Source organism: Flavobacteriales bacterium (assembly GCA_013214975.1).
GTDB lineage: Bacteria > Bacteroidota > Bacteroidia > DT-38 > DT-38 > DT-38.
The window spans coordinates 1-13859 of record JABSPR010000299.1; the positions used below are offsets into that span (position 1 = coordinate 1).

12 protein-coding genes are annotated in these 13859 nt (G+C 36.0%); 1 reads left to right on the forward strand and 11 read right to left on the reverse strand.

The window, feature by feature from the left end:
- Positions 1 to 798 precede the first annotated feature (798 nt).
- The 9 genes from HRT72_09435 to HRT72_09475 form a co-directional block, all read right to left on the reverse strand.
- The gene (locus HRT72_09435; protein NQY67927.1) at positions 799 to 1326 is read right to left on the reverse strand and encodes a hypothetical protein; all 528 of its coding nucleotides are present in this window, start codon (positions 1324 to 1326) and stop codon (positions 799 to 801) included.
- A 409-nt stretch (positions 1327 to 1735) separates the two neighbouring features.
- Positions 1736 to 2248, reverse strand: a complete 513-nt coding sequence (locus tag HRT72_09440) for a hypothetical protein (GenBank protein NQY67928.1) — start codon at positions 2246 to 2248, stop codon at positions 1736 to 1738.
- A gap of 401 nt (positions 2249 to 2649) precedes the next feature.
- Positions 2650 to 3327 carry a hypothetical protein gene (locus tag HRT72_09445; protein NQY67929.1) on the reverse strand — a complete coding sequence of 226 codons (678 nt, stop codon included), beginning with the start codon at positions 3325 to 3327 and terminating at the stop codon, positions 2650 to 2652.
- A gap of 441 nt (positions 3328 to 3768) precedes the next feature.
- Positions 3769 to 4431, reverse strand: a complete 663-nt coding sequence (gene phoU, locus HRT72_09450; protein NQY67930.1) for a phosphate signaling complex protein PhoU — start codon at positions 4429 to 4431, stop codon at positions 3769 to 3771.
- A 13-nt stretch (positions 4432 to 4444) separates the two neighbouring features.
- Positions 4445 to 5242, reverse strand: a complete 798-nt coding sequence (gene pstB, locus HRT72_09455; protein NQY67931.1) for a phosphate ABC transporter ATP-binding protein — start codon at positions 5240 to 5242, stop codon at positions 4445 to 4447.
- Positions 5243 to 5285: 43 nt separating this feature from the next.
- A complete protein-coding gene (gene pstA, locus HRT72_09460; GenBank protein NQY67932.1) occupies positions 5286 to 6143 on the reverse strand; it encodes a phosphate ABC transporter permease PstA in 858 nt (285 codons plus the stop codon).
- Positions 6136 to 7011, reverse strand: a complete 876-nt coding sequence (gene pstC, locus HRT72_09465; protein ID NQY67933.1) for a phosphate ABC transporter permease subunit PstC — start codon at positions 7009 to 7011, stop codon at positions 6136 to 6138. Before pstC ends, pstA begins: the two co-directional genes overlap by 8 nt.
- A gap of 76 nt (positions 7012 to 7087) precedes the next feature.
- On the reverse strand, positions 7088 to 8053 hold the full coding sequence (locus HRT72_09470) for a PstS family phosphate ABC transporter substrate-binding protein (protein ID NQY67934.1): 966 nt from the start codon (positions 8051 to 8053) through the stop codon (positions 7088 to 7090).
- 78 nt (positions 8054 to 8131) lie between these two features.
- Positions 8132 to 9289, reverse strand: coding sequence for a hypothetical protein (locus tag HRT72_09475; protein NQY67935.1), 1158 nt, complete (start codon positions 9287 to 9289; stop codon positions 8132 to 8134).
- A gap of 260 nt (positions 9290 to 9549) precedes the next feature.
- Here HRT72_09475 and HRT72_09480 point away from each other — a divergent pair, with 260 nt between their 5' ends.
- Positions 9550 to 10236 (forward strand): response regulator transcription factor, encoded by a 687-nt coding sequence (locus tag HRT72_09480; protein ID NQY67936.1) that lies wholly within the window; start codon positions 9550 to 9552, stop codon positions 10234 to 10236.
- Between the two features lie 521 nt (positions 10237 to 10757).
- Here the strand turns inward: HRT72_09480 and HRT72_09485 are convergent.
- Both HRT72_09485 and HRT72_09490 read right to left on the reverse strand, forming a co-directional pair.
- The gene (locus HRT72_09485) at positions 10758 to 13133 is read right to left on the reverse strand and encodes a DUF4968 domain-containing protein (protein NQY67937.1); all 2376 of its coding nucleotides are present in this window, start codon (positions 13131 to 13133) and stop codon (positions 10758 to 10760) included.
- Between the two features lie 39 nt (positions 13134 to 13172).
- On the reverse strand, positions 13173 to 13859 hold a 687-nt coding region (locus HRT72_09490; protein NQY67938.1), incomplete at its 5' end, for an alpha-amylase.

The window sequence follows — 13859 nt, forward strand, 5'->3', positions numbered from 1 at the left end:
AAAGTTGTTTTTCCAGCTCCCCTCGGACCAGTTATTGTTACAATTTGGAAGAGTTTATTTAACTCAATTAAGCGCTTTTTAAGCCTCCTTTTTATCATGAGATGAAGGTACCAATTTAAATCCAAATTGCAAAATTGTACTTTATTTGTATATAATGATGTGATTTTATTAGCTATGTCTGTGTCTTTTGTAATTCTAGATATGAGCAATTTATGGACGTTTTAGCTCTGGTTTTTAAATCAAAATATAAGTAATAGTCGGAATATTATAAGTAATTGATTTGCAGGTAATTACTGGAAGTGATTATGGCTATGTTATCGTAATTTGGAGTGTTTTTTACTTAAAAATGAAGCATTATCAGTTTCGATTTAACAGAATAAATGCCGATATTTAATATTGGTTAAATAATTGCAGCTTAGTTGTTTAAGATGCCTAATTTGTATTGATTATTTAATTACTAATTATTGGATTTGCTTCAGGTTTGAAGTGATATTTTCTTTTTGGGTTTATTGTTTTAAGGTTTTAATTGACGATAATATTTTCAAAATTTCCTTTTTTTGTCCTTCTGTTTAGTACAGATATTTCATCTTATTGGTGTGTCAAAATCATTAGAATCGTGTGAATTATAAAAACGGTAACGGGCATTAAAGTCTCGTTTGATGGACGCTTCTCAGAATTAGTTAAAATGCCTTTTTAGCAAGGAAATTTACAAACGAGTAATAAGTATGCAGCAGAAATTGTGCGGAAAGTCAAATAAGGTTAAGTTGAAGGAATTGTTTGCGGTTAAAGAAACCGGAATTACTCTTTGTTAGAAGTAATCCCGTACACTTCTTTTATTACTTCTACGGAACCGGTTTCAAGGTCTATTTCATAAATAAATCTTCTTGTTCTAAAAATACCTTTGTTTGTATCCTTTCTAGTAGCATCCATAGCCGCGGTAGAATTTACTTTAGAGTGCGATAGTGCTCCTTTAAATTGAACGTGCCTTTTTCCAGATCGATGCACTTTGCTGTACCATAGCTGACAGTCGAACTTATACCCATTAACATATAGGTCATCTCCGTCGGAGTAAGCAACAACTTCTTTTTTAATGTATTTTCTTTCTATCGACTTGTCCGCAGATCTGAGCTTAAAGTCATTTCCTCCTACCAGAATAATACCACTGTTAGATCTTTGATAAACATCTATAGAGAAACTCCGAGAGGGATTCTTTTTTAATATCTCCTCTACACTCATGTAAACCCCAGTAGGAAATTTTACTTGCGAAAAGCAGGTGCTTGAAGCAGTAATTAATAAGATAATAGGGAGGTATAGTTTTACTCTCATGGTAGGTTGTTATAGTAGTAAATGTAAAGTAAAATGAAATGTCATTTTAGGTTTTCATACTTACTTCCTATACAGAATTTACACCTCCTTTATTGATACAGCTTGTGGAAGGCTTAATATAAATGCAACACAGTATTTATCACAATTGAAGTGTGATTTTTAAGTCTATTGTGATAGGCTTAATTTGTGCCTTTCCATATGCTAAGTCACTATGATGCAAAATTTGATTTAAATATATTTTATATTGTAACGTGGACTATGCTCTATTTTCTCCCTGAAGAGAATAGCGAGATGAAAAGAGAAAATAGAAACAACAATGGACTGTTAAGTAAACTGTAAGAGTTAGAGCTCTCCCCGTCCATAAATTATAGAATAGGTTTGGATGGATAGAGTATCGATAGTCTCTAATTCATCTATTAGCTGGGTAGAAATCTCGTACTCCATTAACAGTTCCTCTAGAAGAGCTAGTTCCGGTAGTCCCATGCCTGTCAATATGCCGGTATACATAATAAGGAATTTTTAATCTTGTATTCACATCTCCAACAGTAATTAGATCAATATTGAAAGGCATGCCCCATAAACTATCTGTTATTCTGAAAATAACTGTGTCTTCTATGTACACCATTTCCATTTTTGAATAGGCCTCGTTGGTTTCTACTACGCATTGTTCATCGCATAAGTTTGCACCGTATACTAATTGTCCAGAATCTAAAGAATTAATGACTAATGTTTCAGGGAAATGTCCTAATTGGGCAGAATTAAAAATTGAGTCGCCAGAGAATTCTGTAATATTTATTAAGCCGTCGCCAGTATACGTTAGTATTTCGCTGTGGTAATCTATGGATTCAATATATAAAGTCTTAGGGTAAGTGGCTGTAGTATCTGTTGCAGAATTGATATCATCTTTTTTACACGCTATCATCGCTAGAGCAAAAAAAAAGGAGAGTCCAGAATTTCATAATTATAAGTTTTGGTCAAGTTGGTTTATATAGGGATAGCTGTGGCAATATTTAATCGACCGAACGAATCCCGGTTTCTTCTCATTACTGAAGTGAAATTAACTTAATGTACATTTATGGCATGATTACTTGTTGCAAATAGGAGAAATTATCTTTGGATTTTGTTCAAATTTCAGAATGTTGATAATCTTCATTTATTTCCCGATACAGAATGTATATTCTGTATTAAAAGGGAATAGGACTATTTGAGATACATGCCAGTAAGAGGGTTTGTAGTTATGATCGGAGGAGATAAGCTTGTTGATTAGTTAATGCTATGGTGCTGATCTAATTCGCGCACAAAAAATGAAATACCTTACATATTCTATTCTAAATATGTTTTGAAATAAGGTTTTAGTCTTATTAGGCTGGCGTCAATGTCCATTTTTAAAATTGAAGTAAGCGTATCAAGGATAACTAGGCTGTTGTTAGTAGTATCTTTTTCTGTTCCCAATGCAATACGTTTAGACAGTTTTGTATTTACATTGTGGAGACTATTGATAAAGTCTCGTAGCCCGGAAAGGTTGCCATTCGAGCAGTGTCCCCTATCTCGACGAAGATATTGGCCTGTTAGATACATTCCTACGAAACGGAAGTGAGAATGATCTATTCCGCCGAAGGGAACATGGAAGCTCGCCATTGGTCGAAGCATTTTCATTATATGGCAGTCCGACAACGCTAGGCGTAATCCCATCAACGATCGTACTGCATTCTGGGCTGGCATAGATGCATGTATCTCAAAATCATTTATTTCAACAGTAACCTTAACTATTTCGTGAGAGGTTTTGTCTGTGAACTTAGATAGGATTGGTTGAATGGACAAAGCGGCAGGACAGGTTTTACGATCCCCTTTTGGAATTTCACATCCGTCGCACTTGCCGTTTTCTAATTTAAGCCATTCGTCAATAGGTTGATCAGGGGATTCAATGGAAGTGCTTTCGGTTTCATTTACCTCAAAGCGTAAGCTTTTTTCACCTTTAAAAGTGAAGTTGTATGTAATCATTTTATTCTCGTTTTTTAGTTATTGAACTGGATATTAAAAACTATAAGATGGTAATTGGTATTGCTGTGTTTTTCATAATGAGGCAGGTGCCGTAAAGATTATGGATTGATAAAATATACTGTATGTAAAAAGTGTGCCGCAATTATTTTTTTATATGTAAATCGCCAAAATATTGGTGGTATCAATAGCTATAGGCTGTTGTTAGTTTCTTAGAACGAAATAATCATTCTGTATTCTAGAATGTTTCTTGTTTAGAGAAAAGTTTCAGGTGGAGGTAAAGGTTAAGCCTAGTTATTTATGATATAGAATGTAACTTTCCTTGATTGACAGTGCTTACCAGGTGCTTAACACAAATGTGACACATAAAATCACAATAAAGAACTTTGATTTACATTGATAGATTGATGAGAGCAACCTGAAATATTAATCGATCAGGATGAACTATTTCTTCTTTTTATGCTTGATTACCTCTGCCTCCAAATGAAAAATAATATCCTCTGCAACATTTTTAATGTGGTCTCCTGTACGTTCAATTTTTCGAATGGTGGAGAATAGAAATAGATAAGCCCTAACCTCTGATGGTTTATCTTCTATCAGTTTACTAATTGTGTTTGATGCTGTGCTATTAATCTTGTTGAGTTGTGCATCTTTTCGGTAAACATCTCTAGCTAATTTAGAATTGCCTTCTTCATAAGCTCTTTGAATGTCGATCATCATAGAAATGGCAATATCGAACATGTCTGCCATGTGTGTTGCATCCAATGCCTCTTTAGGAATAGGCTTGGCAATATTGATCACATAGTCGGCAATACCATCGGCGTAATCGCCAATTCGTTCTAAGTCGGAATTGGTTTTAAGCATGGAGATCACAAATCTTAAATCTGTAGCTACAGGTTGAAACAATGCGAAGATGTTTTCGCAGTTTCTGTCAATGCTAAGTTCTAAGGCATTCATTCTTTTTTCATTATGAATAACGTCTTGTGCTAATCCTTCATCGTAATTCAGAAATGCATCTTTTGTCTTTTCTAATTGAGTAATACAAAGTGCCATCATCTCAAGGATAGCATCTTTCAACTCTTTTAATTCAGCATCTAAATGGTTCATAGTTTATCAATTTTCATCCAAAACGACCACTGATGTAATTCTCGGTGCGTTCGTTTTCGGGGTTAGTAAATATTTGTTTTGTGGGTCCATTTTCAATTAGTTCACCCATATAAAAGAAAGCAGTTTCGTCGCTAATTCTTCCTGCCTGCTGCATGTTGTGTGTTACTATTACAATGGTGTACTTGTCTTTTAATTGAAAGATTAGCTCTTCAATTTTGGCTGTAGAAATGGGATCCAGGGCAGAGGTAGGTTCATCCATTAAAATTACAGAAGGTTCAACGGCAAGGGTTCTAGCAATGCAAAGTCTTTGTTGCTGTCCACCAGAAAGTGCCAACGCAGACTTCTTTAAATCGTCTTTCACTTCATTCCATAAATCGGCTTGTGATAGGGCTGTTTCAACTCGTTCTTCGATAAAGGATTTGTCGCTGATGCCTTGTATATTTAAGCCATAGGCAACATTGTCGTAAATGGATTTAGGAAACGGATTTGGTTTTTGGAAAACCATTCCAACTTCTTTTCGGAGTTGTTCTACATCAATATTTTTCCCTGTGATCTTTCTTCCGTCTAATCTAATCTGACCATTCATGCTAAACGTATCGATGTAATCATTCATCCTATTAAAAAGCCTAAGGAAGGTAGATTTCCCACAACCCGAAGGACCGATGAATGCAGTAACCGTATTCTCTTTCATTCCGATAGAAACATTTTTAACAGCTTGAAAATGCCCGTAGAAAACGTCTGTATTGATTGCTTGTACTTTGTATACTTCTGGTGCTAAGTCATCAAATTGATTTTCTTTATTTGTCTCCATGGTATTCTCTTTGTATTCTAGTGTTGATATCATATAATTTATTTTACCATTTAATGTTTTTCTGCCACCTGTTTCTAAAGTATACTGCAACGCCATTCATAGCGAATGTGATTATGAGCAGTATTATTATTGCGGCGGCTGAGTTCTCTATAAATCCATGTTGAGGACGGCTAATCCAGTTGAATATTTGCATCGGCAATATTGAAAATTCGTCCATCGGCGACTGTGGAGCAAATGGTACATAAGCCAAGGCTCCAATTACAATTAGGGGAGCAGTTTCGCCAACGGCTCTAGATAATGCTAAAATAACTCCCGTTAAAATCCCACCGATTGAAGCTGGTAAGGTTTGGTGCCAAATGGTTTGCCATTTAGTTGCGCCCATAGCGAAGGATGCTTCTTTTATAGTAGAAGGCACTGCTTTGATAGATTCTCTTGTAGCTACAATGATAATGGGTAGTATGAGCAAAGAAAGGGTTAAACTACCCGCAAGTACACTTGCTCCCAATCCCATTATTCTTACAAATATTTCTAAGCCAAGTAGTCCGTAAATAATAGAAGGTACACCTGCTAAGTTGGAAATGTTAATTTCTAAAATATTGGCTAGTTTAGACTTCTTACTGTATTCTTCTAAATAAATTCCTGCAGCTACACCAATTGGAAATGCGATGCTAGCCGTGAGCCCTAATGTCCAAATAGAACCCATCATTGCTGTCCAAATGCCAGATTTTTCTGGTTTACGAGAGGGGAGTGAAGTGATGAAATCCCAATCTATCCTCATAACGCCATCAATAATGATGTCGCCAATAAATAAGACCAATAGAAATAAACCTATCAGTGTGCAACTCAATCCCCATATCATGAAGATTTGATCTTTGAGTTTGTTTTTTCTTGCGTTATTCATATTTCTGTTGGTACTTTTTTCTAATCCAAAAGCTGATGGTATTCAGTAAAAACGTAAACACGAACAGGGTTATACCTGCTGCGAAAATGGTTTTGTATTCGAGTGAACCATGAGGCACATCACCTAAACTAACTTGAACAATATAAGCCGTGATGGTTTCTATCGGAACCGTTGGGTCTAATGTTAAACGAGGTTGCTGTCCTGCGGCAATAGCAACAATCATTGTTTCTCCAACTGCTCTTGAAATTGCCAAGATGATGGAAACGATAATTCCTGATGATGCAGCTGGAACAGTAACGTTAAAGGCTGTTTGTAATCGAGTAGATCCCATTCCGTAGGCTGCTTCTTTCAATGCTTTAGGAACAGCGTATAATGCATCTTCGCTTAAGGAGGATATAAAAGGGATGATCATAATTCCCATAACAATACCTGCTGAAAGAGAACTAAACCCGCTCATACCTGGTATGATTTTTTGCAGAAAAGGTGTTACAACCATTAAGGCAAAAAAGCCATAAACCACCGTTGGCACTGCGGCCAATAGTTCTAATAATGGTTTGATTGTCTTTCTAAATCCTTTAGGTGCATACTCATTTAAATAAATGGCAATGGATAGGCCTACAGGTAAGGCAACCACAATTGCTATAAAGGTTGTTAGTAAGGTTCCTACTAACAAAGGCATAATCCCAAAATGCTTGTTAGCAAAAAGGGGAGTCCATTCTGGGTCGGTTAAAAACTCAACGATAGAAACCTCCGAAAAGAAGCTCATAGCTTCAACGGCCAATACCAATACTATTCCTATTGTAGTTAGGATGGTAATGCCAGCGCTAAGCTTAAGCAGTTGTTCTATTATTTGTTCTCTAAGTTTCATTTTTATTTGTTCCCAAAACCAGACTGTAATTAGTCTGGTTTTATATTAATTGCTATCGAGGTTAACGTCAAGTAAATTAATGGTTGGCGAACGCTTTAAATTTGTTTACTTCTTTTTGGTACTCTGCATCTGGAAGAGGAATGTAACCAACTTCTGTAGCGAGTTCTCCGGCGTTGGCTAAGTAGAAATTAACAAACTCTACTACTTCTGGTCTTTCTACAGCGGTGCTATTTATATAGATAAATAGTGGTCGAGAAAGGGGAGCGTAAGATCCATCTTTTACAGTTTGTAAAGAAGGAGCAACTGGTCCGTTACCACCGTCAACGGCAACCAACGTAAGTTTGTCTTTGTTTTCTTTGTAGTATGCTAAGCCAAAGAACCCAAGTCCGTATTTGTCTCCAGCAATACCTTGCACTAATACGTTGTCGTCTTCGCTAGCGGTGAAATCGCCTCTACTTGCGCCGCTTTCTCCTACGATTGCTTCAGTAAAGTAATCGTAAGTTCCAGATGCTGTTCCGGGGCCGAACAGGTGAATTTCTTCATCTGGCCATCCAGCTCTAATCTGACTCCATTTCATAATTTCACCTTGTGCAGCTGGTTCCCAAAGCATTTTTAACTCTTCTACCGTAAAATGATCTACCCAATCGTTAGCAGGATTGGCCAATACAGCGAGTCCGTCATAAGCTACACTTAGCTCAACATAAGTAATGTTGTTTTCTTCGCAGATAGTTTTCTCTTTGTCTTTAATAGGTCTCGAAGCATCTGAAATGTCAGTTTCGCCTCTTCCGAATTTTTTGAAACCTCCGCCTGTTCCAGATACTCCAATGGTAACTTTAACTCTTGGTGCTTCGTTTCGAAACTCTTCTGCTACTGCTTCTGAGATAGGATATACTGTGCTTGAACCGTCTATGGCAATGCTTCCAGACAATTCTGTTTTTGCATCTTGATTTGTTACACCACTGTTTTTATCTGTGGAGTTTCCTCCTCCACAAGCAGCGAAAAGTGTAGTGGCTGCTGCTAATAATATTGTTATTGTTTTCATCTTTTTTATATTTTTTTGTTATGAGACAAATGTCTCGCTCTAATGTTAACTGTATGTTAAGGCAATTTGATTTTATTGTTAAAATTGCATTTCTACTTGAAGTCTAAATCTCACGTCTGCGTTGCTTCCAATGTTGTCGATGTATGAGATATCAGATTGAATTTTTAAATTATGCCCAACAAAGTATTTTGAGAAGCCTAGTGTATATTCGTCTACTTCATTTATTCCTGAATAATTGCTGTCGTCAGGCTTGATTGATGTGTACCTTCCTGCAATTTCAATGTTGTTTTCGAATTGATATCCCAGTTGAGTATTGAATCCCCATCCAGTGTTGTAGTTTTTGCTTAGCCCGTCCATTTTTTTATCGGCACTAGTTACAGCATACTCCGTCATCCAAGAAAGTCCTTTGTATTTGAACATGGCGTCAAATTGCAAAGAGAATAGACTGTTTTCTGCATACACGCCTGTTGAATCGTAAACAAAAGAACCCAATTGCCCTTGCTGCCTTACTGCTCCGTCATTATAGTTTGCCGTGGCACCTAATGCCAATTTAGGTTTAGACTGTCTAACAATCGAAGCCGAAACATAATCTTGCTTTTTTCCTTCGAATTCTCCCATTGGCAATATGTCTAACCTACCAGTGTAGTTGTATCCTCCAAAGTTTCCTTCGGTAATGTCTCTGCCTTCTCCCATTGTCCAAGCAAACTTTGGTTTAATTACAAAACGCTCACCTAATGTGTATTTACCATGCAATTGAAGGCCCATGTCGCGATCTAAATTAAATTTACTGTTCACATTCGATCGATTTACAAACTGTAAGTTGGCAGATGAAATCACTCTTTCTCTATTACCTGGTAGTTTGGTTTGACCAACCCAAACAGACCAATGCTTAGCATATTTATATTTTAAAAGTGCGTCGAGTATAAGTCTAGAAGCACCTCGGCCATTTCCGTCTTCTTTGTTTACACTCATATCTCTATTTGATAATCCTAACTCTACTTTATAGGTTACTTTTGGATCAAGTACATGACCACTAAATTTTAATCGAGATCTTCTAACTAAATAGTTCGATTCAAATTCATCTCCGTCACCAAGTCCTTGTTGTGCTTCAAATAAGTGTTGCATTCTAAATTGAAACTTGAGGCTCATTGAAGAGTCTGCCGCCATAACTTTAAGGCCTTTCCCAAATTTAATGTTCGTAATATTTTGTCCTATTGTTTGTGTTGGAGCACTCATAAAGATGCCAATTGCAACTACTGATGCTCCTGCGATTTGTCTAATCGTTTTTTTCATTTCGTTTAAATGTTAATTTGTTTTTTTCTATAATTTATGAGACAAATCTACCTTCCCAATGTTATGTAAATGTTAAGGCCTTATTAAATAATTACTAAATATTTGAGGCCAGTTGGGGTTTTTGGGTGCTTTAAATGTTAACATAAACTTAAGGTCGAGTTAAGGTTCTGTTAACATTCCTTTAAGATTTTTGAATAAATAAAATGCACATGAAAAAGATCTTAATAGTAGACGACGAAGAGGACATTCTGGAATTTGTAGGATACAACTTGAGGAAGGCAGGATACACAGTTATTACTGCCACGGATGGAGCAGCGGGCTTTGAGATGGCTAAGGAACGATTGCCCGATTTGGTTTTGTTGGATGTGATGATGCCCAATTTGGATGGTATGGAAGTTTGCGAAAAGCTTCGTGCATTGCCTGAGTTTAAAGAAACGATTATTGCATTTCTTACTTCAAGAAGCGAAGACTATTTCCAGTTAGCAGGGTTTGAATCGGGAGCAGACGATTATATTCATAAGCCAATTAAACCCAAACTATTGGTTGCTAAGGTAAACTCGTTATTAAAAAGAAGCGCGAGTCAAGTGGAGGAAACTATCGAAGACTTTGGGTGTGTTAAAGTTGATAGAAATAAGCGGATAGTAATTTCTGGTGATACGAATATTGAGCTTCCTAAAAAGGAATATGATCTTTTACTACTCTTGCTTTCTAACGTTGGTAAGGTGTTTTCGAGAGAGGCCATTTACGATTCTGTTTGGGGAAACGATACCTTTGTAGGAGACAGAACAATTGATGTTCATATTAGAAAACTTCGTGAAAAGCTAGGCGATAATTGCATCAAAACGCTTAAAGGGGTAGGGTATAAGTACAACGAGTTGTGTTTGAGTTAATTTGTAAAGGCTATATTGATTGCTTCGTAAATTATTCAGCTTTATAGTTTTCATAAGTTTGATGACCTTTGTGTTGGTTTGAGTTACTTTCAATTTGTAGAACAGATATAACACAGAAACTGTCTTAATGAATCAAAATAGCGCAAATTTTAAGATGGGTTAGTGTCGTCTAAAACCTATGTTCCTCTTGATTCGTCTTGTGTTACACTGATTTTCCTATTTCTATGCAGAATGTAACAATCATTGACTGGTAACACTTTCCCAAAGACTAACACAAACACAACACACTTTTAATCCAACTTGAAGTTTGATTTGTCTAGATAGTTTGACGAGATACATCGAATTTCAATTTAACCAGAAACTCTATCAGGGATTGAGGTCGTGAATATTATAAGAAAGAATAAGCTAATGAAAACTAGGAAAACGAGCTTCAAAACATTCGTGTCTTTGGCTACGTAAAAATTAAAAATCTAGAAAATATTAGAATCAAAATGAGTTAATATGACAGAACCATCCATTTTCTATGTAATTGTTAGTTTGTTTACATATTTCCTTACCATTATATGTGAACTGTGATCAATAGATTCTACTTTAATTTCCTCTCCTAGTTCATCTATAACCTTAGAAATTGCAAATGGTAAACCGTGTATGATTATTTTATAGAAAATATATGATGAGTTAAAAAGACCTTGTTTGTCTTGCGTTATCATTAAAGACTTTTTTGTTCCCTTGGTTTTAAATTTTTTCAAAGAATAAATACCCTGTTTATATGTCATGTTGTCGCCATGGTCTTGATATATAATACTCTCGTGTTCACCATTCTTATAATAAACATGCAATGTTAGTATCTCTATCTTCTTTTCTCCAACGTATTGCATAATTGGGAAGTGAGGAATTACAGCACCTTCTTTAACGAAAATAGGCATAGAACTTAGTGGGCAATCTACCCATACTTCTTGATTGCCTTTGAATATTTGATTTGTAAAATAATGATACCAATTACCTTTAGGTAAGTATATTTTTCTGCCAGTAACCATAGGTTGACTTATTGGGCAAACCACTATATTATCTCCAAAACCAAATTCATCTTCTCTATAATGGGTATCGCAATCATTTTGATCTAAAAATACGAGAGGTTTTATTATGGGGGTTCCTTTTGTTGTACATTGCCAAAATGCAGTATAGATATAAGGCAGTAATTGATAACGTAACTCAATAAACTTTTTTACAATTTCTTCATATTTTTCGCCATAAGACCACGGTTCTTGGTCGGCTTCATCACCTGCAGAATGGGTTCGAAAAAGAGGAGAGAAGGTTCCTAGCTGAATCCAGCGGGTATATAATTCTCCATTTGGGTTTCCGGTAAATCCACCAATATCTGAACCTACAAAGGATATTCCAGAAATGCTTAAACGCTGGCATTGAATATTGGCAATCTTTAGATGTTCCCAAGTAGCTACATTATCACCTGTCCATACGGAAGCATATCGTTGCACTCCTGAATAACCCGATCTTGAAATAGTAAATGGTCTTTTGTTTTTCTGGTATTTAATTAGCCCTTCGTATGTGGCACGTACCATTTGCATTCCATATATGTTATGGGCTTTTCTATGGCTACAATTATTGCCGTCGTAATCATGCCTAACATCATCTGGGAAAGTGTCTATGTCAAACACAGCTGGTTCATTCATGTCATTCCAAATACCATCTACACCAATTTCTACATATTCTTTAAAAAGAGTAGCCCACCATTTTCTAACCTTAGGGTTGGTAAAATCAGGGAAGTTGCATTCTCCTGGCCAAACGTTTCCTTTCATCAGTGCTCCATCCCCACGTTTGCAAAAGTGATTTCCTTTAATTCCCTCTTGGTAAACCCAATAATTATTGTCTATTTTGATCCCAGGATCAATAATTACAACCGTTTTAAAACCCGATTCTTTCAGCTCTTTAATCATTCTTTTTGGGTTGGGAAAAGATTCCTTGTCCCAAGTAAAACACCTAAAACCATCCATGTATTCAATATCCAAGTAAACAGCATCGCAAGGGATTTTCTTTTTTCTGAATTTATCAGTCAACGACTTTACAACACTTTCTGGGTAATAGCTCCATTTACATTGATGATAGCCTAATGACCATAGGGGCGGTAAGTAATGAGTTCCTGTTAATTGAGCATATCGTTCAACTACATCAATTAGGTTTGGGCCATGTATGTAGTAAAAGTTTAGTTCTCCTCCATGAGCCCAAAAGCTAGCGACAGAATCATTTTCGTAACCAAAATCGAAATGTGTATCAAACGTATTGTCAAAGAAAATGCCATATCCGTTCGAGTTATTTAATCCCATGTAAAAAGGAATTCCTTTATATAGAGGATCTCTACTTTTTTCAAAGCCATATGTATCACTTCCCCAATTTCTAAGTCTTTTACCTTTGAGGTTAAAATCTGTAGGTTTGTCTCCTAAGCCAAAAAAAGATTCGTTTTCATGAGCTACATGACTATTGTACACATAGTAGCCTCCAAATTCAATATTCTCTTCCCAGTGCATTCCACCTTCGCATTCATAGATAACAAATCCTTTCAAGTCGGTAATAAGCAGTTTAAGAATTTGCTTATTAATTTTAATTTTGATCGATTTGGTTTTAAGCTCTATCTCCTTCTTTTTCTCCTTAATAGTGAAGCCATTATGCTCCAGTGAATTGGGTTGTATTGCATACGAAAAGTCTTGAGGGAAATGACTGTCTGGAGATAACCTAAACCTGATTATTTCGTCAGATAAAACATAAATTCTTAAACATGCAGATGCACCCCATATTTTCAATCCATCCTCTTCTATATTTATTTTAAGTACCTCGCCAAAATATTCTTTCTGTAGTTTTACATTAGGATTAAGGTAGTTCATTTTCCGTTGTTGCGTTCTTATTTTTATGAAATTTGGTTTCTATGCTATGGCAAGAGACGGTGATTTAGCTACGTCGTACACCTCTTCAATCCGTTTATTAACTTCATTTTCCAAGTTAGAGATTACATTCATAAAATAGATATATGCTTCATAAGGAGATTCGTAAGGGCTAAAATATTTGTGCACATCACCATCCGCCCAATATTTAGTACACATATAATAAAAGTGATCAGATGTTTGTAATTTCGACCATTGGTCTAATATTTTTTTATCATTTAAGAGTAATATAGTATACTCTAAATCGTACAAAATATTAAGCGCATTGTGTTGCATCGAATTACTTCTCCAAGCCGATAAATCTCTTTCTGTATCTGCCCAAGAAGTTAACTCGTGTGCATTATATTCTCCTTTTGAATCGTAAGACGAGAGCACTTCGGAAGGTGTTTTGAAAGAAAAGTCTGGATGGCGCAATATTTCTTCGGGTAAGTGGTGAAGAAACTTAAAGATTCCTGTTGATTCCCATTGATGTTCTCCAAATGTTTCATAATCCATAAAAAGATTGATTACTTCACCATTTCCTGCTACCTCATGTGTCCACCGAGCAAATTTATCAGCAGTTAAAGGGTATTCTGCCCACCCTTTATCTGAAAACCTAAAGGCTATATCATCCGATAAACGATAATTTTTTAATAGGCATTTAATTCTATTGGTAGATACTGGTTGATA

Coding starts and splice junctions, on each gene's coding strand:
- HRT72_09435 (NQY67927.1), bottom strand. CDS start 1,326: ATGAGAGTAAAACTATACCTCCCTATTATCTTATTAATTACTGCTTCA.
- HRT72_09440 (NQY67928.1), bottom strand. CDS start 2,248: ATGATAGCGTGTAAAAAAGATGATATCAATTCTGCAACAGATACTACA.
- HRT72_09445 (NQY67929.1), bottom strand. CDS start 3,327: ATGATTACATACAACTTCACTTTTAAAGGTGAAAAAAGCTTACGCTTT.
- phoU (NQY67930.1), bottom strand. CDS start 4,431: ATGAACCATTTAGATGCTGAATTAAAAGAGTTGAAAGATGCTATCCTT.
- pstB (NQY67931.1), bottom strand. CDS start 5,242: ATGGAGACAAATAAAGAAAATCAATTTGATGACTTAGCACCAGAAGTA.
- pstA (NQY67932.1), bottom strand. CDS start 6,143: ATGAATAACGCAAGAAAAAACAAACTCAAAGATCAAATCTTCATGATA.
- pstC (NQY67933.1), bottom strand. CDS start 7,011: ATGAAACTTAGAGAACAAATAATAGAACAACTGCTTAAGCTTAGCGCT.
- HRT72_09470 (NQY67934.1), bottom strand. CDS start 8,053: ATGAAAACAATAACAATATTATTAGCAGCAGCCACTACACTTTTCGCT.
- HRT72_09475 (NQY67935.1), bottom strand. CDS start 9,289: ATGAGTGCTCCAACACAAACAATAGGACAAAATATTACGAACATTAAA.
- HRT72_09480 (NQY67936.1), top strand. CDS start 9,550: ATGCACATGAAAAAGATCTTAATAGTAGACGACGAAGAGGACATTCTG.
- HRT72_09485 (NQY67937.1), bottom strand. CDS start 13,133: ATGAACTACCTTAATCCTAATGTAAAACTACAGAAAGAATATTTTGGC.